Genomic DNA, 20,830 nt, shown 5'->3' with positions numbered 1-20,830 from the left:
ACATCGCCCGGCGAAGAATGATTTGACTCGCGCGCCGGTTCGGTTAAAGCTACGCCTTAAGGTTTCAAGGGGTTTTCGTCTGCATGAGTCCGTCATTGACCGTTCGCCGTATCGCCGCTGATCAGGGCGCCGTTTTCCGCGAACTCCGTACTGCGTCGCTGCGGGAGGCACCCTACGCCTTCGGCGCAACGCTAGAGGACGCATTGTCCGCGGACGCCGCCAGCTTCGACGTCGTCGCCGCGAAGCACGCAGTTTCTCTCACCGTCAGCACTTTTATCCTCTATACAGAGGGTCATCCGGCCGGACTCATCGAAGCACATTTCGAAGATACCGCGGAGCGCCGCGCATTCGTTTGCGAGTTGTGGGTGGCGCCGGCGGTACGGCATCTGCGTGGCGGAGAGTTGCTGGTCGATACCGCCAGCGGCTGGCTCGCCAATGAGGGCGCCACGGAAATCTACGCATGGGTGACCGACTCCAATCGCAACGCCATGCGCTTTTACGAAGCTCTCGGCTTCGGTCCGACCGGCGAGCACCGGCGCGTCGCTCGTGCGCCTGAGCAAGTCGAAAGTCTGCTCGTTCGCCACGTGCCGTTAAACTCGCCAGCACTTGAGCAGTGATCTATCGAGCGGCGCAACAGTCTGCCGCCCGCATTTCATCGTCCGTCCGCATCTCCACTGCATTCCTGCCCGGCTCGTTCATACGCGGCGCGGCCTGATCGTGTTTGCGCGGCAGCATGCGGATAGTAGCCGCTCGTTGTCCGGCAAAAAATCTCGCCGCACGCCTGGACGCCTGTAAAATACGCAAAATTTTTGCCGAACGTTATGTCGCCCAAGAAATCGCCCTTTTTCGAACTCCGCAGCGGTTCCGTCGACACGCTCCTGTTTGTGGTCAAGACAACCGACCTCGATGCCATGCGTGCCGAGCTGACCCGGCGCTTCGAGGCGACCCCCGAGTTTTTCGCTAACGACGTCGTCGCGATCGACGTGCGCCGCCTCGCTGAAAACGAACGCATGCCGCTCGCTGAGATCGCGCATTTGCTGGAGAGCGTGCGCATGCGTCCGGTCGGCGTGGTCGCCGACGCGCAGCAGACGTGGGCAACGCAGTGCGCATTGCCGCTGCTCGAAGCGCGCGACCGCCGTGGCGCTGCCGCGAAATCCGCTGACGAAGACACCGCGAGCACACCGCCCGCCGGCACGGCCAAGGCCGAAGCCGAAGCCGAAGCCGAAGCAAAAGCCGCAACCGCTGCCACGAGCATGCCCGCAACTGCGCCGGCCGAGCCTGCGTCCGCCGCCGAGCCCGTGCGTCTTGCCACGTCTTCGCAAACCATGGTGGTCGAGAAGCCGCTGCGCTCCGGTCAGCGCATCTACGCAAAGGGCGATCTGGTCGTGCTCGGGCTCGTGAGCTACGGCGCGGAGGTCATCGCGGAAGGCAACATCCATATTTATGCGCCGTTGCGCGGCCGTGCGTTGGCCGGCGTGCAAGGCAATCACGACGCGCGCATTTTCTGCACGTGTCTCGAACCGGAACTGATCTCGATCGCGGGCATCTATCGGACGACTGAGAACCCGCTGCCGGCCGACGTGCTTGGCAAGCCGGTGCAGATCTGGCTCGAAGAAGAAAAGTTGATGATCGAACCATTGCGGCTCACGTAAGCGTCGTGAAGCGCGCTGTGCCGAAGGTTTGCGGCACGCGGCGTTTCGCGCGAAATATGGCCGCACATAATTGACGAATTTGACGAACACAAGGTAAGGGTAATGGCAAAAATCATTGTGGTGACATCGGGCAAAGGTGGCGTGGGCAAGACGACCACGAGCGCGAGTTTTGCATCAGCCCTCGCATTGCGCGGCAGCAAAACCGCCGTGATCGACTTCGACGTCGGCCTGCGTAACCTCGATCTCATCATGGGCTGCGAGCGCCGCGTGGTGTACGACCTGATCAACGTGATTCAGGGCGAAGCCAATCTGAACCAGGCGCTCATCAAGGACAAGAAGTGCGAGAACCTGTTTATCCTGCCGGCCTCGCAAACGCGTGACAAAGACGCGCTGACCATGGAAGGCGTCGAGAAGGTCATCAACGACCTGATCGCGATGGACTTTGAATTTATCGTGTGCGATTCGCCGGCGGGCATCGAATCGGGCGCACTGCTCGCGATGCACTTTGCCGACGAAGCGCTGATCGTGACCAATCCGGAAGTGTCGTCGGTGCGCGATTCGGACCGTATTCTCGGCATCCTCTCGTCGAAGACCAAGCGCGCGATCGAAAGCAAGGAGCCGATCAAGGAACACCTGCTGATTACGCGTTACAACCCGAAGCGCGTGAGCGAAGGCGAAATGCTTTCGCTGACCGACATCCAGGAAATTTTGCGCATCGACCTGATCGGCGTGATTCCTGAATCGGAAGCGGTGCTGCACGCGTCGAATCAGGGGCTGCCGGCTGTGCACCTCGACGGCACTGATGTGGCCGAAGCTTATAAAGACGTCGTATCGCGTTTCCTCGGCGAGCAGAAATCGCTTCGCTTTACCGATTACCAGAAGCCCGGGCTGCTGCAGCGCCTCTTCGGCACCAAGTAAGGGGAGCGCACGTTATGTCGATTCTTTCGTTTTTGCTGGGCGAGAAGAAGAAATCCGCGTCGGTAGCGAAGGAACGCCTGCAGTTGATCATCGCGCATGAGCGCGCCGGCGGTCATGCTCCCGCCGATTATCTGCCTGCGTTGCAACGCGAACTGGTAGCCGTGATTTCGAAGTACGTGCGGATTTCCGACGACGACATCCGCGTAAGCCTCGAGCGCCAGGACGACCTGGAAGTGCTCGAGGTCAAGATCGAAATTCCGCAGACCTTGTAAGCCCGCGGCGGACTAGCCAGGCCGGCGCGGCGCACGTCGATGCGCGCGCCGGGGGTGAACTGACGAGCGCGGCTTATGGCCGGGGCGCGGTTGGGCCAGCTTCAGTTGGCGTCTCAGCCGGCGGCTCGGTGGAAGACTCGGTGGAAGACTCGATGGAAGGCCCAGTGGAAGGCTCTCCGGCAATCGCTTCGGCCACTGGCTCGGGCGCGTCCACTTCGGGCACTTCCGGCACCGGTGCGGGCGCCGGCTGCGGCAGAGGGGCTACATAGCGTTCGGAGAGTGCCTCGTAAAGCGGCGGCGCGAAAAAGCGCGACACTCGGCTCGCAACGAGCGCGGTCGCCATCAGCGAAATCACGAGCGCGTGACCGTTGATCATTTCCATCACGATCACAAACGACGTGATCGGCGATTGTGTGACGGCGGCCAGATAGCCGACCATCGCGAGAGCGATCAGCATCGGCAGTTGCATCGAGCCGAACACCATGTGCAGCAGATTGCCGAAGCCCGCGCCGATCGACAGCGACGGTGCAAAGATGCCGCCCGGAATGCCGGGCAGGTATGAGCCCACCATCGAAATCATCTTGAGGAACGGATAGAACACCGGGATCTGTCCGTGTCCGTCGAGCAGTCCGCGCGCTTCCGCATAGCCGCTGCCGAACGTGGTGCCCCCAGAAACGATGCCCACCACCGCGATCACGAAGCCGCACAACGCGGCGAACGCGACAGGCCGCTCGCCGTGCAATTGGCGCAGCGGCGCCGGAATCCAGCGCGCGGTGTTAAGCAGCAGCCAGCAGAACACGCCGCCCGCGATGCCCGTGATGATCGCCGTGAGCAGGACCGCCACCGCGAGCAGATCGGGAAAGTGCGCGCCGATCTGTATGGTGCCGAAGTACGTGTAGTTGCCGTTCAACCCAAGCGCAATCACACCCGCAATGATGATGGCAGTAATCAGCACGCCGCTCGCGCGCGCTTCGAAACTGCGCGTCAACTCCTCGATCGCAAACACGATACCGGCAAGCGGCGTATTGAACGCCGCCGACAATCCCGCCGCCGCGCCGGCGAGCACCAGTTGCCGTTCGATCAGCGCATTCGAGCGCGGATAAAGCTTGCGCAAATTGAACATGAGCGCCGCGCCCACTTGCACGGTCGGTCCTTCCCGGCCAATCGTGAAGCCGCCGAGAATCGCCAGAAACGACACGGCGATCTTGCCGAGCAGAATGCGGAACGACAGCAGCCGTGCGCCGTATTCGCCGGGTTTCGAATGAAGTGTGGCGATGACCTGCGGAATGCCGCTGCCCTCGGCGCCACGGAAGAACTTGCGCGTGAGCCACACAGCGAGCGCCGCCACGGTGGGCGTGATGATCAGCGGCGCCCACACATGCTCGCGCTGCACCGCGAGGAATTCACCGTAACCCCAGTCGATCAGCCTCGCGTAGAGCACCGCGACGAGGCCGACCGCAATCGCGCCGAGCCAGAAGATGCCGTACTGGCGCCAGAGGCGTCTCGCGCGGCGCACGATCCCGGAAGAAAGAAGAGGTTGCGCTCGGGACATGAGTACCTGATGAGCAAAGGGTTAAGTATAAAGCTCGCAGATAATGCAAAACCGTATGAAAGTGTTTTGAAATATAGTAAAAAGGCAAACTGTAAGGCGGCCGATGTAACGCGCCGTATTGATTGTGGGCCGGCAGCACTGTCCGGTTCCGCAAAGACTATTCCATTCGTCGGCTAAAATGCTTTGACGTTTTGAACAACCAAAGGCCTTCAATGAAGCGAGTCCTTATCGTCAAGGTCACCTCACTCGGCGATATCGTGCAAGCGCTGCCCGTCGTTGCGGATATCAAACGCGCGTTTCCCGGCGTTCAGGTGGATTGGGCCGTGGACGAAGCATTCGCCGAAGTGGCGCAGTGGTGCAAGGGCATCGACCGCGTGCTGTTTGCCCCGCTGCGGCGCTTCAAGAAAGCGCGCCGGTGGGCCGATTTCAAGTCCATCGCCGAGTCCGTCTCGGCATTGCGCGCGCATCGCTACGATTACATCATCGACATTCACGGCGTGTACAAAAGCGCGATTATCGCGTTTCTCGCGCGTTCGTCACGGCGTATCGGCTACCAGTCTCAAGATCTGGGCGAACGCGGCGCCGCGTTTGCCTATAGCGGACGGTTCGGTCCGCGTCCGCAATGCAATGCGTGGCACGGCATGCGCATTAGCGCCGGCGAGGCGTTGGGCTACGAAGTTGAAGGCCCGCCGGTCTATAACCTGCGTTTGCCCGAGCCGGCAAAGCCGCCGTTCCGGGGCGAGAACGCACCGGTCGCCGCGCTGTTTCACGCGACATCGAAAGACGACAAGAAGTGGCCGCTCACGCATTGGGCAGTAGTCGGCAGGGAGTTGGCGCAACGTGGCTTTCGCGTGGTCTTGCCGTGGGGTTCGGAGGGCGAGCGCGTCGAGGCGGAGCAAATCGCCGCGCAAGTCCCGGGCTCGATCGTTCTGTCGAAGATGAGCGTGACGGAAATCGCGCAAATGATCGACGCCTGCGCGCTGGTGGTCGGCACGGATACCGGCTTCGTCCATCTCGCGCACGCGCTGCAAAAGCGCACGGTCATGATCTTCGTCGCGACGTCGCCGTCGCATTGCGGCGTGGAAGCGCCATTTCGTTCGATGTCGGTCGGCGACGGCTTTTCGGTGCCGCCCATCAGCGCTGTGCTCGATGCAATCGACTACGTGCATAGCGGGCCGCAGGCCGTCGCCGCGCAGCACCGTTCGGCCGCAGCCTGAGGGCGGTTTGTCTTGCGGCCGCATTCGTTTGCTCAAAAGAAAAGGGCGTGACGCGTAGGGTGCCTATGCGAACCGGCCCTGTCACGTAACGCCCCCTGAAACGCCCGCGTCGGGGAACGTCGGGCGAAGAAGATTCGAAGTGCCGCGCAAGTGCGGGTCGAGCGGCGAGCGCTCATTACACGGTTGTTAAATCTGTCGCTTTTCGTTGAGCCGACATGTTTGCGCTCGGTGCACCGCGGCTTGGTTTTGATACCACGCGGATGTCCGCGCTTCTGGCGATCCGCATCTGGCTAGCGCCAGGTATCGCAACGGGGACCCGCAACGCAACATCGGCCAGGCCCGCGCTGCGGCGGCAGGCTCAAGTCAGTATAGGCGCTGGTTTATTCCGATGTGTGCCCGTCTTGCCCGCCTTCGATAAAGCGGCACAACGCCGGCGAACGTGTAACACACGTGTGATCTTCCCTTACAACTGGCAACGTTCTGGGAAGCGCGCGTCGTGTTCAATCGAGTCATTCGGGATTTCTCGAACGAATCTGACTCGACGGAGAACAATATGAAACGCTTGATCCTGACCCTGATCGCCGGCACCGTGCTCGCCACCACGCTGGGCGGCTGCATCGTCGCTCCGGCACCGGGCTACTACGGAGGCGGTGGCGGCTACTACCACCATCACGGCTACTACTATCGTTAAGCGCGGCGCTGCCCAGCAGCCGCGCGTCGCGAACCGCGAACAGGCCGTGGCTGCCTCGGCGTCATGCGAGCAGCACTTCGAACGCGATTACTGCGGCGATGGCAGCCGCGTTCGCCGCCAGCGCCTCGACCACAATGCCCTTCCACGTGGCTGGACGAAAGCGCAGGGCGAGCAGCAGCGAACACAGCAGCGCGAGCGCAATGATCATTACGACGTCGGCATTATGAAGATGAAGATTCATCCGGGCCTCCCTGTTCGCCACGAACTTATTTGAGTCGAGCTTATTCAGCCGAGCTTATTCAGCCGAGTATAGGCAAGTCAAAAAAGCGCGCAAGGCAGGGGATTCACTCAGGAAAACGTGCGCCAGGCGGGGCTTCAGCGTTAAACCGCCGACGCGCCCCGCCTGTCAGGTCAAGCTCGTCACATCATGCGCGAGTCGCGTGTCTCGCGCATGCACAACACGCCGATCATGCTAACAGCTGCGGCGATCGACACATACGCGCCGACCCACGGTAGCCCGCCGCGCGCGGCGAGCATCTGCGCGATGTACGGCGCGACCGATGCGCCGAGAATCCCGCCCAGGTTATACGACACACCTGCGCCGGTATAACGCACGTTGGTGGGAAACAGCTCGGGCAGCAGCGCGCCCATCGGCGCGAACGTCACGCCCATCAGAAACAGTTCGATGATGAGAAACAGCAGCACAAGAGATGTCTGTCCGCTGCCGAGAAGCGGGGCCATGGTGAAGCCCGACAGCACAGCCGCAACGATGCCGACGATCAGCACCGGCTTGCGGCCGTAGCGGTCGCTTGCCCATGCCGAGAGCGGCGTCGCGAGCGCCATGAATACTACCGCGATGCACAGCAGCCCGAGGAAGGTCTGCCGCGGAATGTGCAGCACCGACACGCCGTACGACAGCGAAAAAGTGGTCGCGTTGTAGAACAGCGTGTAGCAGACCACCATCGCCAGCGCGCCCAGCAGCATGGGCAGCCAATGCCGCGACAACAGCGTCGCGATCGGCACCTTCACGCGTTCCTGCCGTTCGATAGCGGCCTGGAAGGCCGGCGTTTCAGCAATCTTCAGGCGCACATAGAGGCCCAGCGCGACCAGCACCGCGCTGACGAGGAACGGCACGCGCCAGCCCCAACTGCGGAATTGCTCATCGCTCAACGACATCGCGAGCGCGAAGAACAATCCGTTGGAGGCGAGAAAGCCGACCGACGGACCAAGTTGCGGGAACATGCCGAACCAGCCGCGCTTGCCGGGCGGCGCGTTTTCGGTGGCGAGCAGCGCTGCGCCACCCCATTCGCCGCCGAGCCCGATGCCCTGGCCGAAGCGCAAGATGCACAGCAGGATCGGTGCAAGACTGCCGATCGAGTCGTAGCCCGGCACGAAGCCGATCAGCGTGGTGGAGACGCCCATCACGAGCAGCGAGGCGACCAGTGTCGATTTACGGCCGATGCGGTCGCCGAAGTGGCCGAACAGGAACGAGCCGATGGGTCGCGCGACGAACGCGATGCCGAACGTGACGAAAGCCGACAAGGCCTGAGCCGTTGCCGAGCCATGCGGAAAAAACACTGGGCCGATGACGAGCGCCGCGGCGGTCGCATAGACATAGAAATCGTAGAACTCGATCGCGGTGCCGATGAAGCTCGCGAAGATGATTCGCGCGCTGTTGGTCTGCCCAGCCGCATTGGGCTCGGCCGCGGAAATCGGCGATGTGGACATGCAAGGTCTCCATATATCGTGATGCCGGCATGCGCCGCGCGATGGCGCCGGCGTGCTCAATCGGCATCTTTGTTCAGGTTCGTGCGCGCTCGTGTCGAATTGCCCGGGTGCTTCGAGTTTGCTTTTGCAGTCGATCCGACGCGCGACGCTTTGGCAGCATACAACGCCGGCCGTTGCGGCTCGCGCGCGAATGCGCGCGTTGTCAGCGTGCATGACAACAAAGCAACGAGGCAACAAAGCAACGAGGATCTTGCGTGACGCTCGCGGATAGCGCGGCGCCGCGACAATCGGCTGCGAACCGCGCCGCGGATGAGCGGGCGGCCTGAGCCATACCGGAAGGCTCCGGCGAGGGAATCGGAAAATTATAGCGAGCGCGGCGCTCGCGCAGCAAGGCGGCTAGCCGATCGGCCAGGCCGCGTTCAGTCGATGGTCAGCTCTTGCGGCGAGGCGAGTTCGCGCAACTGGAACTTGCCGTCGTCGTTGAAGAGCCAGTCTTCGAATAGCTCGACTTGGCCTCGGCCGTTCAACAATTTGCCTGGCGGCAATGGCAGTGGAGACGCACGTCGCAGAGTGGCGAGCGCGGTGCGTTCGGCTTCGTCGTCGCCGTTCGTGCGATACACCGACGACTCCACCACCTGCCCATTGCGATCGACCGTGAACGACACGACGACGAGCGAGCGCAGCATCGCTTGCGGTTTGCCGCGCAACACGTACGAAGGATTGCGCTCGATGATGCGGCGCGCGACGGCATCGCGATATTGATCGAGCGTCAAGCTGTTGACCGCAGCGGGCGGCGTCGTGACGACCGGTCGTGTCGGCGGTGTGAAGGTGCAGCCGGCGAAAGCGAGTGCCAGCAACGCCATTAATGCGGTGCCGCGCGAGCGTGGCAACCATGCGCAGACGCGGGGGGTGTTGCATTCAGTCAGAGTGCGGAAGGAGCGCGTGCGGGTAAGCATGATGGACCACGACAAAGGGCGGAACCTATCTTGGATGGTAGTCAAAAACCGCGGGGTTTCAATCCGCGTTCGCCCCCGTATGCGGCCACGACCACCAAAGAAAAAAGGCGAACTCGCCAACGAGTTCGCCTTCGCAATTTGCCGCGCATGAGCGCGCCGAATGTGGGCGCGCAACGCTTTACTTCAACGCTTGCCGTGCAGCCTGGACCGCCGCGAGCACCTGCTCGGGCGCGGTGCCGCCCGCATGATTGCGGCTCGCGACCGAACCTTCGAGCGTCAGATACGAGAACACGTCGTCGCCAATCAGATGCGCGACGTTCGGCAATTCCGCGCGCATTTCGTCGAGCGTGAGATCCGCGAGATCGCAGCCGCGGTCCGCGCAGATACGCACGGCCAGCGCAACGGCTTCGTGCGCGTCGCGGAACGGCAGGCCGCGCTTGACGAGGTAGTCGGCCAGATCGGTCGCCGTCGAGAAGCCTTGCAATGCGGCATCGCGCATGGCTTGCGGCTTCACCGAAATACCCGCCACCATTTCAGCGAAGATGCGCAGCGTATCGGCCACCGTGTCGACGGTGTCGAACAGCGGTTCCTTGTCTTCCTGATTGTCCTTGTTGTACGCAAGTGGCTGGCCCTTCATCAGCGTGAGCAGCGCCATCAGGTGACCGTTCACACGACCGGTCTTGCCGCGCGCGAGTTCGGGTACGTCCGGGTTCTTCTTCTGCGGCATGATCGACGAGCCGGTGCAGAAGCGGTCAGCCAGATCGATGAAGCCGACGCGCGGGCTCATCCACAGCACGAGCTCTTCCGAGAAGCGCGAGATGTGCGTCATGACGAGTGCCGACGCAGCCGTGAATTCGATCGCGAAGTCGCGGTCGGACACTGCATCCAGCGAATTCGCGCAGATGCCGTCGAAGCCGAGCGTCTTCGCTACCGCGTGACGGTCGATCGGATAGCTCGTGCCGGCGAGTGCCGCCGCGCCGAGCGGCAGACGGTTCACGCGCTTGCGGCAATCGAGCATGCGCTCAGCGTCGCGCGAAAACATTTCGACGTAGGCAAGCAGGTGATGGCCGAACGTGACGGGCTGCGCGACCTGCAAGTGCGTGAAGCCGGGCATGATGGTCGACGCGTTCTTCTCCGCCATATCGAGGAGCGCCGTGCGCAGTTCCTTCAGCAACTCGCCGATCCGGTCGATCTCGCCGCGAAGCCAGAGGCGGATGTCGGTCGCGACCTGGTCGTTACGCGAGCGGCCCGTGTGAAGGCGCTTGCCGGCATCGCCGATCAGCGCCGTCAGGCGCGCTTCGATGTTCAGATGGACGTCTTCGAGATCCAGTTGCCATTCGAACTCGCCTCGCTCGATCTCGCCCTTGATCTGCGCCATGCCGCGTTGAATCGCGGCGAGGTCGTCGGCGGCGATGATCTTCTGCGCGGCCAGCATCGAGGCGTGCGCGAGCGACCCTTCAATGTCGACGAGCGCCAGACGCTTGTCGAAGAAAACCGACGACGTGTAGCGTTTGACGAGTTCCGACATCGGCTCCGAGAAGCGAGCCGACCAGGCTTCGCCTTTTTTGTGCAGTTGGGACGTCATGGTGTTGGGCAGTTAAGCGGCAGTTACGCGGCAGTTAAGGGGCAAGAGGTCGAGCGGTGCAGAGGCTGACGGCGCGGGTGCACATGGCAGGTATGCAAAGGCGCCACCGAAGCGAAGAAAGAGAAGGATTTTAACACTGGCGGGAGGCGTGGCCGTCGTGTGAACGGGGGCGCTTCGGGCGGACTGTGCGGTCGGTGCGAGGCAGCGCTCTATTCCCGCACCAGCACAACGAGCTTCAAATCCTCGCGATGCGCGGGCTTGAACGTGATCTGATCGTAGACGAGACGGCCATCGCGCGGATGGTTGAATTCGCGCCTTCCGCCTTCGCGGCCGCCGACATCCTGCGAAGCCCAGAAGCGCGCGAACGCGTCGCTCGCGGCCGTCAGCGAATCGATCAGCGCTCGCGTGGGTGCGTCGTTCAGATGGCGGATCGAATCGGCGCGAAATTCTGCGGCAAGCCGCCGCGCGCGCGTTTCCCAATCGACGATCAACTCGCGCGCCGCCGATTCCGTGAACGTGTAGCGCAGCAGATTGCGGTCATGCGCGCCATCCAGCCAGCCGACGAAAAGACCGGCGGCGCGCTCGTTCCACGCAAGCGCATTCCATTGACGGTCGAGCACATAGGCCGGCGCATTCACGAGCTGCACGGTTTCGAGCAGCGTGGCCGGCGCATCGGCGGCGGCCGGATCGGGCTCGGCCGGATCGCGTTGGGCGGCCAGTTCGAACAGATACGCCCGCTCTGCGCGCGACAATTGCAGCGCGACCGCGATGCGCGCGAGTGCATCGGCGGAAGCGGAAACCGGGCGCCCTTGCTCGATCCACGTGTACCAGGTCGGACTCACGCCGCACAGTTGTGCTACTTCCTCGCGACGCAAACCCGGCGTGCGGCGGCGCGGACCCGGCGGCAGGCCGACCGCTTGCGGCGAAAGCCGTTCGCGATGCGCGCGGATGAAGTCGCCGAGCGCGCGCGCGGGCGTGGCGTCGAGCGGCGGCGGCTGGTCGGCGGAAGACGGCGTGCTGGTTCGCGTGATCATTCGATTGTTGCGGCGCGTGAGGAGGGTGGTATAGATACCAGAATAATTGCTTAACTTGTACCGGTACACGGCGGGCTCTATTGTAGCGGCGTAGTGGCAAAAAACGGCAGAAGCGAAAGCACGCCTCGCAACGCTACCTACACAGACCTACGTAGACCCACGCAGACAACCGGAGCCTTCCATGAAGCATCACGATCAGGTCGCCGACGCCTTTGGCTCGACCGCCGCCGCCTATTTAACGAGTCCGACCCACGCAACCGGCGCCGATCTGCGCGCACTGGCCGAATCGATCGCCGCGACGCCGGACGCGACGGTGCTCGACATGGGCTGCGGCGCGGGCCACGCGAGCTTCGCAGTCGCGCCACACGCGAAAGAAGTGGTCGCCTACGACATCGCCGCGCCCATGCTCGCAACGGTCGAAGGCGCGGCGAAGGATCGCGGCTTCGCGAACATCCGCACGCAGCAGGGCGCGGCGGAAAAACTGCCGTTCGACGATCACACGTTCGATTGGGTCATCAGCCGGATGAGCGCGCATCACTGGCACGACGTCGCGCCCGCGCTTGCCGAAGTGCGGCGCGTGCTGAAGCCGGACGGCAAGGTGCTGTTCATCGATATCGCGGGCATCGACCATCCGCTGCTCGACACGCATATTCAGGCAATCGAGCTGTTGCGCGACGGCTCGCATATCCGCGATTACCGCGCCGACGAATGGATCGCGCTGTTCGAAGCCGCGGGTTTCAATGCGTCGATTCGCGAGCGTTGGCGCATCGACATCGAGTTCAGTTCGTGGGTGGCGCGTATGCGCACGCCCGAGCCGCGCATCGTGGCGATTCAGTCGCTGTGGCGCGATTCGCCGGATGAAGTGCGGCAATATTTCGACGTGAAGGAAGACGGCTCGTTCAAGCTGGATGCGTTGATGATTGAGGCGTGTTGAGTTTGCGAAAGGCGAGCGAACAGCCTGTCTTGCTCGCTCGCCGGAAAAACGGCAAAGCCGGACGCGGCCTGTTGTTCCGCGTCCGGCTTTTATCGCATTGCAGCGGCGCCTGACGCGCAGCTTTTACATCCCGCAAAGACCTAGCCCGTATTCCGCAACCCCGCCGCAATCCCGTTGATGCTTAAATGAATCCCGCGCCGCACGCGTGCGTTCGTGTCGCCCGCGCGGTAACGCTTGAGCAGTTCCACCTGCAGGTGATTCAGCGGATCGAGATACGGGAAGCGGTTCTTGATCGAGCGCGCAAGCAGCGGATTTTCCGCGAGCCGTTCGCTTTTGCCGGTGATCTCTGACAACACCTTCGACGTGCGCTCCCATTCCGCGACGAGCCGCTCGAACACGTGCTTGCGCAGCTTCTTGTCCGTGACGAGCGCCGCGTAGCGTGAAGCCACCGCAAGGTCGGTCTTCGCCATCACCATGTCCATGTTCGACAGCAGCGTCGAAAAGAACGGCCAGCTCTTGTGCATCTTCTTCAGCAACGTGAGACGGCGCCCGCGTTCGGCGTCGCTCGGCGCGCTGTCGAGATACGCGGCGACCGCGCTGCCGAAACCGTACCAGCCGGTCAGCAGCAGGCGGCATTGGCCCCATGAAAAGCCCCACGGAATTGCGCGCAAATCCTCGATCTTGCGTTGCTTCGGATCCTGCAATTTGCGCGACGCCGGACGGCTGCCGATGTTCAACTCGGCGATCTCCGAAATCGGCGTGGACTCGAAGAAATACTCCTTGAAGCCGGGCGTTTCATATACCAGCGCTCGATACGAAGCCATGGCCGCATCGGACAACTGCTGCATCGTGGCTTCGAACACCGGCAATTCCGCGGGCGCGGTGCCGTGCGGCAGCAACGATGCTTCGAGCGTGGCGGCCACCACGGTTTCCAGATTGCGCCGGCCGATTTCCGGATTGCCGAACTTGCTCGCAATCACTTCGCCTTGCTCCGTCAAACGGATCTGACCGTCGACGGTGCCTGGCGGCTGCGACAGAATCGCCTGATAGGTCGGGCCGCCGCCCCGGCCGACGGTGCCGCCGCGTCCGTGGAAAAGGCGCAGCGTGATGCCGCGTTCATTGAACAGCGACACGAGCGCGAGTTCGGCGCGATACAACTCCCAATTCGACGTGAGGAAGCCGCCGTCCTTGTTGCTATCCGAATAGCCGAGCATCACTTCCTGCTCGTTGCCCTGATGTTCGATGATCGCGTCGACGCCCGGCAGCGCAAGCAGATCGCGCATGATATGCGGCGCGTTACGCAAGTCGGGGATCGTCTCGAAGAGCGGGATCACCATCAGCGCGGCTTTGGCCGGATTGTTCGCGTTGCCGAGTTGCCCTTGCAAGAGGCCCGTTTCTTTTTGCAGCAGCATCACTTCGACCAGATCGCTGACCGTCTCCGTGTGCGAAATGATGTAATTACGGACCGCCCGCGCGCCGAATTTTTCACGCGTGACACGCGTTTCTTCGAGCACGCCGAGTTCACTCTTCACGAGATCCGAATACTCGGCGTACGGCAGGCGCAACGGACGCGGCTGCGCGAGTTCCGCGAGCAGCACGTCGAGCTTCTCGCTTTCGGACAGCGCGGCGTAGTCGTCATGAACACCGGCGTGCTTGAGCAGTTCGGCGATCACCGCTTCGTGGATGTCCGAGCTCTGGCGCAAGTCGATGCTCGCCAGATGGAAGCCGAATACTTCGGCCGCGCGCGCGAGCGGCGCGAGACGCGGCGTGGCGAGCGGCGCGCCATGATGCTCGGTGAGTGAATCCATCAGCACGTGCAGGTCGCGCACGAATTCGGCGGCGTCGCCGTAGGGCGTCGCGCGTATCGGCGGCACGCCGCGGCCTGCGCTGCGCACCGGCACGCTGCCTTCGCCGAGACGCACGCGTGCGCTTGCCGCGAGCCGCGTGTACATGCCGATCAGCGCACGCCGGTACGGCTCGTCCGTGCGATGCGGTGACTGGTCGGGCGAGATTTCCGCGAGCGCCTTGAGTTCGTCGCTCGCGCCGGCGAGCAGGTTCGACACGGACAGCTCCGCGCCGAGCTTGTGCACCTGCTCCATGTAGTGCTCGAAGATTACCGCGGCCTGACGCGCGATCGCGTGTTCGAGCGTTTCGGCCGTGACGTTCGGATTGCCGTCGCGGTCACCGCCGATCCAGCTGCCCATCTGGAAGAACGGCGGCAGGCGCGCTTCGAGGCCGTGCTCCTTCAGCGCCTCTTCGATACCGGCGTAGAGCGCCGGAATTTCTTCGAGGAAGGTGGCACGGTAGTACGACAGCGCGTTTTCGATTTCATCGGCGACGGTGAGCCGCGAGTCGCGCAGCATCCGCGTTTGCCACAGCGAGGTGACGCGCGCGCGCAGCATCGCTTCGTTGTGCGCGCGTTCCCGGTCGGTCAACTGCTGATCGCGTTCCGCGAGCAGGCGCGCGACATCGTGCTCCGCATCGAGAATGCTCTTGCGCTGCACTTCCGTGGGGTGTGCGGTCAGCACAGGCATGATGAGCGCGTCGTTGAAAAACTGCTGCAACACGGGCGTTGCCGCGGCGCCCGCTTCGACGAGCCTCTCCAGCGCGTAGGCGATGGTGCCCGGCTGCGCCGCCGAGCCGGCCAGCGCGTGAATGCGGTGGCGGCGATTGCGGTGGCGGTCTTCGGCAATGTTCGCGAGATGCGAGAAGTAGCTGAACGCGCGCACCACGCTGACCGTCTGCTCGGGGCTGAGCGAGCGCAGTTTCTTGTCGAGCGTTTGCGCGGCCGCGTTGTCGTCTTCGCGGCGAAAACGCACGGCCGTCTGACGGATCGTTTCGACGACGTCGAACACCGCGTCACCTTCCTGTTCGCGCAGCACGTCGCCGAGCAGGCGCCCCAGATAGCGGATGTCCTGAAACAGCGGGTGATCCTTGTCGGCGCGCGTGCGGCCGTTGGTTTTCGGCGCGGCGACGACGGTGTCATCGGATACTGCTTGCAGGTTCGGCGCTTTATCGTCGGCTTTGTCTTTCGCTTTCGCCTTCTTGCTAGTGGAGGCGGCTTGCGTCGTCTTGTCCGTCTTCGAAGCTTTCAAGCTGTCTGCCGCGTTCGCGGCCTTGGCGGCCTTCTTCGCTTTGACGGGCGCCGACGTTTTGTCAGCCTTGATGGCTTTCGCGGCGCTCTCAGCCTGAGCGCTCTTTGTCGCGCGTTTAGCTTTGGCCGGCTGGGCGGCGCCTGCTTCGGAGGATAGCGAAGCGGTGGACGCGGCGGCGTCGGCAGTGGAAGCGTTGGGCGATGCAGTGTTGCGGCGGGCAGAGCGCGCCGATCCGGAAGACGTCACGATGGGTTTCCTCAGGGAAGCCAGGGTCTGTTAAGTGATTGATAACTGCTGCTGCGGAACTCGGAACTGCACTGAACTGCAACGTGAACTGAATGAAACGGTATGCACCGATGGCGGTACGCCGGGGAGGATGGCCGGGCGCGCTCGCACGACAGACGCATACGACGCAAGTTGCGCCGCATTGCATCATCGCGCATGCGGCGCAGCGCTGCGCGAACGACCGTGCGTGAACACCGCCGGCACAGGGCAGACGCGCGGTGCGCGAAGCCCGTCTCCTGCGTCGATACCGCGTTGACATGACGCCCCGCCGCGCCTTGATCCATAAGGCCAACAGGCGGGCGAACCGAAGGGCGAACCCAGGGGCGCGTGCTAACATTGATTGTTATGAGATTCCGTCAACATCCCGTCATTCAATCGACAAGCTAATGAACACCGAGACGTTTTCCGCGCCACCTCACACGCTGGTGATTGCGTCGCGAGAGAGCCGCCTGGCCATGTGGCAAGCGGAGCATGTGCGATGTGCGCTGCACAAATTATATCCATCTTGCGACGTAAAAATTCTCGGAATGACGACACGTGGCGATCAAATTCTCGATCGCACTTTGTCGAAGGTGGGTGGTAAGGGCCTTTTCGTCAAGGAACTGGAAGCCGCGCTCGCCGATGGCCGCGCCGATCTCGCCGTGCACTCGCTGAAAGATGTGCCGATGGAATTGCCCGCCGGTTTCGCGCTGTCTGCGATCATGGAGCGCGAAGATCCGCGCGACGCGTTCGTCTCGAACGATTACGACTCGCTTGCCGAGCTGCCCGCGGGTGCCGTGGTCGGCACGTCGAGCTTACGCCGCGAAGCGATGCTGCGCATGCGCTATCCGCATCTAGAGGTGCGGCCGCTGCGCGGCAATCTGGATACGCGACTCGCGAAACTCGATCGCGGCGATTACGCGGCGATCATTCTGGCGGCTGCCGGCCTGAAGCGTCTGGGTCTGGCCGAGCGGATCCGCGCGCTGCTCGATCCGCAAGACAGCTTGCCCGCGGCGGGGCAGGGCGCGCTTGGCATCGAGATTCGCGCGGATCGCGCCGACCTCGCGGCCTGGCTCGCGCCACTGCATCACGAACATACGGCGGCTGCCGTCGAAGCGGAGCGCATGGTGTCGCGCGCGCTCGGCGGCAGTTGCGAAGTGCCGCTGGCCGCGTACGCGATATGGCATGACGGCGCGCTGCATCTGCGCGGCATCGTGGCCACGCCCGACGGTCAGCGCGTGCTGAGCGCGCAGGCGTCGGCGCCCGCGCCGACCGTCGAGCGCGCCCTCGCATTGGGTCAGGAAGTGGCGAGCGCGCTCGAACAGCAGGGCGCGATGGACATCGTTCGTGCGCTTAGTGCAGCCAGCGCGGCCAGCGGTTCTGCAGCCTCGGGCACAAGCACGGGCGCCGCGGATAGCGCGGTGTCCGGCGACTGATGGCGGCCGACATTCCAGGCAACGCATCGTCATCCGTCGGCAAGGCGGCGTTCACGGTCGTGATTACGCGACCGGCCGGTCAGTCGAGCGAACTGATCGCGCGCTTGTCCGCAGCTGGCATCGCCACGCTCGACTTCCCGTTGATCGACATCGCGCCCGTCGCCGACGACGCGCCATTGCGCGCCGCGCTCACCTCGCTTGACCGCTATGCGCTTGTCGTATTCGTGTCGCCGAACGCGATCGATCACGCGTTCGCCCGCAGCGGCGCGATCTGGCCGCATGCATTGCCGGTCGGCGTGGTCGGGCCGGGCAGCGTGCGGGCGCTCGCGCGTCACGGGGTTAGCGCCCCGGCGCACCAGGTCATCAGTCCCGCATCCGGCGCCGACGACGATAGCGGACGTTTCGATTCCGAAGGCCTCTTCGCCGCGATCGACTCGGCGCTCGGCGAGGCGAATCTCGAAGGCAAGCGCGTTCTGATCGTGCGCGGCGACGGCGGCCGCGAGTGGCTCGCCGACCGTCTGCGCGAAGCCGGCGCGGAAGTCGAGACGGTCGCGGCGTACCGGCGTGTCGCGCCGGAGCCTTCGATCGGCGCCTGGGCGCGCGTGCATGCATTGCTTGCAGGTGAGCCGCATGCATGGCTTCTGACCAGTTCGGAGGGGGTGCGCAATCTGCACGAACTCGCGCAAGAGCATCTCACCGCCGACGAAGTCGCGCAGCTCAAACACGCCACGCTAGTCACGCCGCATCCCCGTATTGCTGAGACCGCGCGGGCATTGGGTTTTGATAGGATTACGGTGTCCGGCGCGGGCGACGAACGCATTGCCCACGCCCTGCTTGCCGCCCAGCCTCCCGTAGTTCAACCGGTATCGTCCAATCCGGCTCATTCACCGGCTAAATCACGCATGACTGAAACGAACGCATCCACGAACGCTTCACCCCAGCCGGCCGCGACCGCTGCCTTGCCGCCGAACCAACCCTTCACGCCATACGAAGCGCAAAAGCGCCGCAGCGCGAGCGGACCGCTGCTGTGGTTTGTCGTCGTGGTCATCGCTTGCGCTGCGGGCGTGGGCGGCTATGCGCTCAATCGCAAGCTGGAGCGCGCCGAGCAGCAGCTCGCGCAACGTCAGCAGGCGAACGACACGCAGACCAACGAACTGCGCATCAAGACCGAGCAGGCGCTTGCCACGGTGCATCAATCGGGCTCCCAGGTCGCGCAACTCGAAGGCAAGCTCGCCGATGCACAGGCCGCACAGCAGGCACTGCAGCAGCAGTACGCCGACCTCGCGCGTAATCGCGACGACTGGACGCTCGCCGAAGTCGGCCAGATGCTGTCGGCGGCGAGCCAGCAGTTGCAGCTCACCGGCAACACGCAGCTTGCGCTGTTCGCGCTGCAAAGCGCCGACACGCGGCTTGCGGCGTCGGACAGCCCGCAAGTGGTCGCGGTGCGCAAGGCCATCGCGCAAGACATCGACAAGCTGAAGGCCGCGCCTTCCACTGACCTCACGGGTCTCGCGATCAAGCTCGACAATGCGGTCGATCAGATCGACAGCTTGCCGCTCTCCGGCGAGGCGCCGATTGCACATGCGACGCCGCGCGCGGCGACATGGGCGGACACAGCCAAGGTGGCCGCGGCCACCGGCGAGCCGCGCTGGAAAGTGTGGTGGCGCGAAGTGACCACCGGCATTGGCCAGCAGTTGACGAGCCTCGTGCAAGTACGCCGCATCGACAACGCGGACGCGATGATGGTCGCGCCCGATCAAGGTTACTTCGTGCGTGAGAACGTGAAGCTGCGTCTGCTGTCGGCGCGCCTCGCGCTGCTCTCGCGCAACCAGACCACGCTGAAGTCCGACCTGCAGGGAGCGCAAACGGCGCTGACGCGCTACTTCGACACGTCGTCGAAGAAAACGCAGACCGTCGTCGATCTCATCAAGCAGGTCGATGCCGGTTCGGCCGCGGTCGAATTGCCGAATCTGAACACGAGCCTGCAGGCCGTCAATCAATACCGGAGCCGGGGTTAATCATGGCGATCCGGGGACTTCTATGGCTTGCGTTGCTGTTTACCGTCGCGGTCGTGCTTGCGGTGGTCGGACGCTTCGACACGGGACAGGTGCTGCTGGTGTATCCGCCGTACCGCGTCGACATCTCGTTGAATCTGTTCGTGGTCGGACTGGTGGTGCTGTTCATCCTGCTGTATGCGCTCTTGCGCATCGTGCGCAACATCTGGCGCATGCCGCAACGCGTGGCCGCCTACCGTGCGCGCTCGCGCGTCGCGAAGGCGCACGCCGCGCTGCGTGACGCGATCGGCAACCTGTACGCCGGACGTTTTTCGCGCGCCGAGAAAGCGGCGAAAGACGCGCTCGCGAATGGCGACAACAAGGGCGCGGCCGGTTTGATCGCGGCCACTGCGGCGCATCGCATGCATGAATATGCGCGGCGCGACGAATGGCTCGCGCAGATCGACGAAGCCGACTGGCAGGACGCGCGTTTGATGGCCACCGCCGACATGCGCGCCGACGGCCGCGACGCGGACGGCGCGCTGACCGCGCTCACCGAAATGCAATCGCAGGGCGGGCGGCGCATTCACGCGCAGCAGATCATGTTGCGCGCGCAACAGCAATTGAAGAACTGGGGCGAGGTGCTCAAGCTCGTCAAGACGCTCGAGAAGCGCGAGGCGATTCATCCGGCTGTGGCCGTACGGTTGCGGCAACTGGCGGCGGAGAACCTGCTGCGCGATCGTCGGCATAACGCCGATGCGCTGCTCGAACTGTGGAATTCGCTCACGCCGACCGAGCGTCATTCGCCACGTCTCGCCGATCTTGCCGCCGAACTGCTGGTCGCGTTGAATCGTCCGCAGGAGGCGCGCAAGATTGTCGAGGAAGCGCTCGCGCAGAATTGGGATGCGCGGTTGCTGCGGCGCTATCCGGATACGGCTGGCGGCGACGCGTTGCCGCTGATCCAGAAGGCAGAAGCGTGGCAGAGGGATCGTCCGGAAGATGCGGACTTGCTGTTCGCGTTGGGGCGCTTGTGTCTGCATCAACAGTTGTGGGGTAAGGCGCAGTCATTCCTCGAACGCGCGCTAAAACTCGCTGATAATGAGACGCTGAAGATTCGTTCGCACCGTGCGTTGGCTCGCTTACATGAGCAGCTTGGTGATACGGAGAAGGCGAGCCAGCATTACCGCGAGAGTGCGTTGGCGATGAATATTGTGTGAGGTTCGCGGTCGAGCGACGCTGGATCGTTAAGCTCGACACGACTCTGCTGAAACTGCTATTCGATGGCCACAGCGCGATGACGCTGTGGCCATTTCTTTTTGTGCTGCGCGTGTTCAGTGTGGCGCGGCGGCCGGGGGCTGCATGACATTCGCGGCCAACGTGGCAGCGCGCTTCGCGGAAGCGTTTTTGGGCACGTCGCGTTTTTCGTGGCGACGGGGAGCTTTCTCTCTGTCTCTGCGATGCCTCGGCGAGCAGCTTCGTCGCGTGGCGCGCGGTGATACGGC

At 63.5% G+C, this 20,830-nt stretch carries 17 protein-coding genes; 10 read left to right on the top strand and 7 right to left on the bottom strand.

All coding sequences use genetic code 11. The features are described 5' to 3' along the window. The first annotated feature begins 83 nt into the window (after nt 1-83). From C0Z16_RS00520 to minE, 4 genes are all read left to right on the top strand, one after another. Nucleotides 84-617, top strand: coding sequence for a GNAT family N-acetyltransferase (locus C0Z16_RS00520; protein ID WP_102630290.1), 534 nt, complete (start codon nt 84-86; stop codon nt 615-617). A gap of 204 nt (nt 618-821) precedes the next feature. Beyond that, on the top strand, nt 822-1,652 hold the full coding sequence (gene minC, locus C0Z16_RS00515) for a septum site-determining protein MinC (RefSeq protein WP_102630289.1): 831 nt from the start codon (nt 822-824) through the stop codon (nt 1,650-1,652). A gap of 102 nt (nt 1,653-1,754) precedes the next feature. After that, nucleotides 1,755-2,570 carry a septum site-determining protein MinD gene (gene minD, locus C0Z16_RS00510; RefSeq protein WP_063495093.1) on the top strand — a complete coding sequence of 272 codons (816 nt, stop codon included), beginning with the start codon at nt 1,755-1,757 and terminating at the stop codon, nt 2,568-2,570. A gap of 14 nt (nt 2,571-2,584) precedes the next feature. Then, a complete protein-coding gene (gene minE / locus C0Z16_RS00505) occupies nt 2,585-2,842 on the top strand; it encodes a cell division topological specificity factor MinE (protein WP_020065213.1) in 258 nt (85 codons plus the stop codon). A 73-nt stretch (nt 2,843-2,915) separates the two neighbouring features. On the opposite strand, the gene C0Z16_RS00500 is transcribed toward minE, so the two are convergent. Then, complete coding sequence (locus C0Z16_RS00500) at nt 2,916-4,394, bottom strand: chloride channel protein (protein WP_102630288.1); 1,479 nt, start codon at nt 4,392-4,394, stop codon at nt 2,916-2,918. A gap of 212 nt (nt 4,395-4,606) precedes the next feature. Here C0Z16_RS00500 and waaC point away from each other — a divergent pair, with 212 nt between their 5' ends. Both waaC and C0Z16_RS38015 read left to right on the top strand, forming a co-directional pair. Beyond that, nucleotides 4,607-5,611, top strand: coding sequence for a lipopolysaccharide heptosyltransferase I (gene waaC, locus C0Z16_RS00495; protein WP_102630287.1), 1,005 nt, complete (start codon nt 4,607-4,609; stop codon nt 5,609-5,611). A 553-nt stretch (nt 5,612-6,164) separates the two neighbouring features. Continuing rightward, complete coding sequence (locus C0Z16_RS38015; protein ID WP_167403473.1) at nt 6,165-6,302, top strand: hypothetical protein; 138 nt, start codon at nt 6,165-6,167, stop codon at nt 6,300-6,302. A gap of 61 nt (nt 6,303-6,363) precedes the next feature. On the opposite strand, the gene C0Z16_RS00490 is transcribed toward C0Z16_RS38015, so the two are convergent. The 5 genes from C0Z16_RS00490 to C0Z16_RS00465 all read right to left on the bottom strand — a co-directional run bounded on the left by C0Z16_RS00490 (nt 6,364) and on the right by C0Z16_RS00465 (nt 11,605). After that, complete coding sequence (locus tag C0Z16_RS00490; protein WP_102630286.1) at nt 6,364-6,543, bottom strand: hypothetical protein; 180 nt, start codon at nt 6,541-6,543, stop codon at nt 6,364-6,366. Between the two features lie 179 nt (nt 6,544-6,722). Further along, nucleotides 6,723-8,030: an MFS transporter gene (locus C0Z16_RS00485; RefSeq protein WP_102630285.1), complete on the bottom strand. Its 1,308-nt coding sequence runs from the start codon at nt 8,028-8,030 to the stop codon at nt 6,723-6,725. A gap of 419 nt (nt 8,031-8,449) precedes the next feature. Beyond that, nucleotides 8,450-8,986 carry an energy transducer TonB family protein gene (locus C0Z16_RS00475; RefSeq protein ID WP_102630283.1) on the bottom strand — a complete coding sequence of 179 codons (537 nt, stop codon included), beginning with the start codon at nt 8,984-8,986 and terminating at the stop codon, nt 8,450-8,452. A 178-nt stretch (nt 8,987-9,164) separates the two neighbouring features. Further along, entirely contained in the window at nt 9,165-10,571 is a 1,407-nt protein-coding gene (gene argH, locus C0Z16_RS00470) for an argininosuccinate lyase (RefSeq protein ID WP_102630282.1), read from the bottom strand. 209 nt (nt 10,572-10,780) lie between these two features. Beyond that, entirely contained in the window at nt 10,781-11,605 is an 825-nt protein-coding gene (locus C0Z16_RS00465; RefSeq protein ID WP_102630281.1) for a helix-turn-helix transcriptional regulator, read from the bottom strand. 181 nt (nt 11,606-11,786) lie between these two features. Between C0Z16_RS00465 and C0Z16_RS00460 the strand changes: the two genes are divergently transcribed. Next, complete coding sequence (locus tag C0Z16_RS00460) at nt 11,787-12,539, top strand: class I SAM-dependent methyltransferase (RefSeq protein WP_102630280.1); 753 nt, start codon at nt 11,787-11,789, stop codon at nt 12,537-12,539. Nucleotides 12,540-12,679: 140 nt separating this feature from the next. Here the strand turns inward: C0Z16_RS00460 and ppc are convergent, their stop codons facing one another. Then, nucleotides 12,680-15,880 (bottom strand): phosphoenolpyruvate carboxylase, encoded by a 3,201-nt coding sequence (gene ppc, locus C0Z16_RS00455; protein ID WP_102630279.1) that lies wholly within the window; start codon nt 15,878-15,880, stop codon nt 12,680-12,682. Between the two features lie 425 nt (nt 15,881-16,305). On the opposite strand from ppc, the gene hemC reads away from it, so the two are divergent. Genes hemC through C0Z16_RS00440 form a run of 3 tightly spaced genes read left to right on the top strand, consistent with a single transcriptional unit; the run spans nt 16,306 to nt 20,545 of the window. Next, a complete protein-coding gene (hemC, locus tag C0Z16_RS00450; protein WP_102630278.1) occupies nt 16,306-17,334 on the top strand; it encodes a hydroxymethylbilane synthase in 1,029 nt (342 codons plus the stop codon). Beyond that, nucleotides 17,334-19,352 carry a fused uroporphyrinogen-III synthase HemD/membrane protein HemX gene (hemDX, locus tag C0Z16_RS00445; RefSeq protein WP_102630277.1) on the top strand — a complete coding sequence of 673 codons (2,019 nt, stop codon included), beginning with the start codon at nt 17,334-17,336 and terminating at the stop codon, nt 19,350-19,352. The genes hemC and hemDX overlap by 1 nt, the downstream gene beginning before the upstream one ends. A 2-nt stretch (nt 19,353-19,354) precedes the next feature. After that, entirely contained in the window at nt 19,355-20,545 is a 1,191-nt protein-coding gene (locus C0Z16_RS00440) for a heme biosynthesis protein HemY (protein WP_102630276.1), read from the top strand. Nucleotides 20,546-20,830 lie beyond the last annotated feature (285 nt).

This window comes from Paraburkholderia rhynchosiae (genome assembly GCF_002879865.1).
GTDB classification, from domain to species: Bacteria; Pseudomonadota; Gammaproteobacteria; order Burkholderiales; family Burkholderiaceae; genus Paraburkholderia; species Paraburkholderia rhynchosiae.
This window is presented reverse-complemented; position numbering and strand designations above follow the sequence as displayed.

Coding starts and splice junctions, on each gene's coding strand:
- C0Z16_RS00520 (WP_102630290.1), top strand. CDS start 84: ATGAGTCCGTCATTGACCGTTCGCCGTATCGCCGCTGATCAGGGCGCC.
- minC (WP_102630289.1), top strand. CDS start 822: ATGTCGCCCAAGAAATCGCCCTTTTTCGAACTCCGCAGCGGTTCCGTC.
- minD (WP_063495093.1), top strand. CDS start 1,755: ATGGCAAAAATCATTGTGGTGACATCGGGCAAAGGTGGCGTGGGCAAG.
- minE (WP_020065213.1), top strand. CDS start 2,585: ATGTCGATTCTTTCGTTTTTGCTGGGCGAGAAGAAGAAATCCGCGTCG.
- C0Z16_RS00500 (WP_102630288.1), bottom strand. CDS start 4,394: ATGTCCCGAGCGCAACCTCTTCTTTCTTCCGGGATCGTGCGCCGCGCG.
- waaC (WP_102630287.1), top strand. CDS start 4,607: ATGAAGCGAGTCCTTATCGTCAAGGTCACCTCACTCGGCGATATCGTG.
- C0Z16_RS38015 (WP_167403473.1), top strand. CDS start 6,165: ATGAAACGCTTGATCCTGACCCTGATCGCCGGCACCGTGCTCGCCACC.
- C0Z16_RS00490 (WP_102630286.1), bottom strand. CDS start 6,543: ATGAATCTTCATCTTCATAATGCCGACGTCGTAATGATCATTGCGCTC.
- C0Z16_RS00485 (WP_102630285.1), bottom strand. CDS start 8,030: ATGTCCACATCGCCGATTTCCGCGGCCGAGCCCAATGCGGCTGGGCAG.
- C0Z16_RS00475 (WP_102630283.1), bottom strand. CDS start 8,986: ATGCTTACCCGCACGCGCTCCTTCCGCACTCTGACTGAATGCAACACC.
- argH (WP_102630282.1), bottom strand. CDS start 10,571: ATGACGTCCCAACTGCACAAAAAAGGCGAAGCCTGGTCGGCTCGCTTC.
- C0Z16_RS00465 (WP_102630281.1), bottom strand. CDS start 11,605: ATGATCACGCGAACCAGCACGCCGTCTTCCGCCGACCAGCCGCCGCCG.
- C0Z16_RS00460 (WP_102630280.1), top strand. CDS start 11,787: ATGAAGCATCACGATCAGGTCGCCGACGCCTTTGGCTCGACCGCCGCC.
- hemC (WP_102630278.1), top strand. CDS start 16,306: ATGAACACCGAGACGTTTTCCGCGCCACCTCACACGCTGGTGATTGCG.
- hemDX (WP_102630277.1), top strand. CDS start 17,334: ATGGCGGCCGACATTCCAGGCAACGCATCGTCATCCGTCGGCAAGGCG.
- C0Z16_RS00440 (WP_102630276.1), top strand. CDS start 19,355: ATGGCGATCCGGGGACTTCTATGGCTTGCGTTGCTGTTTACCGTCGCG.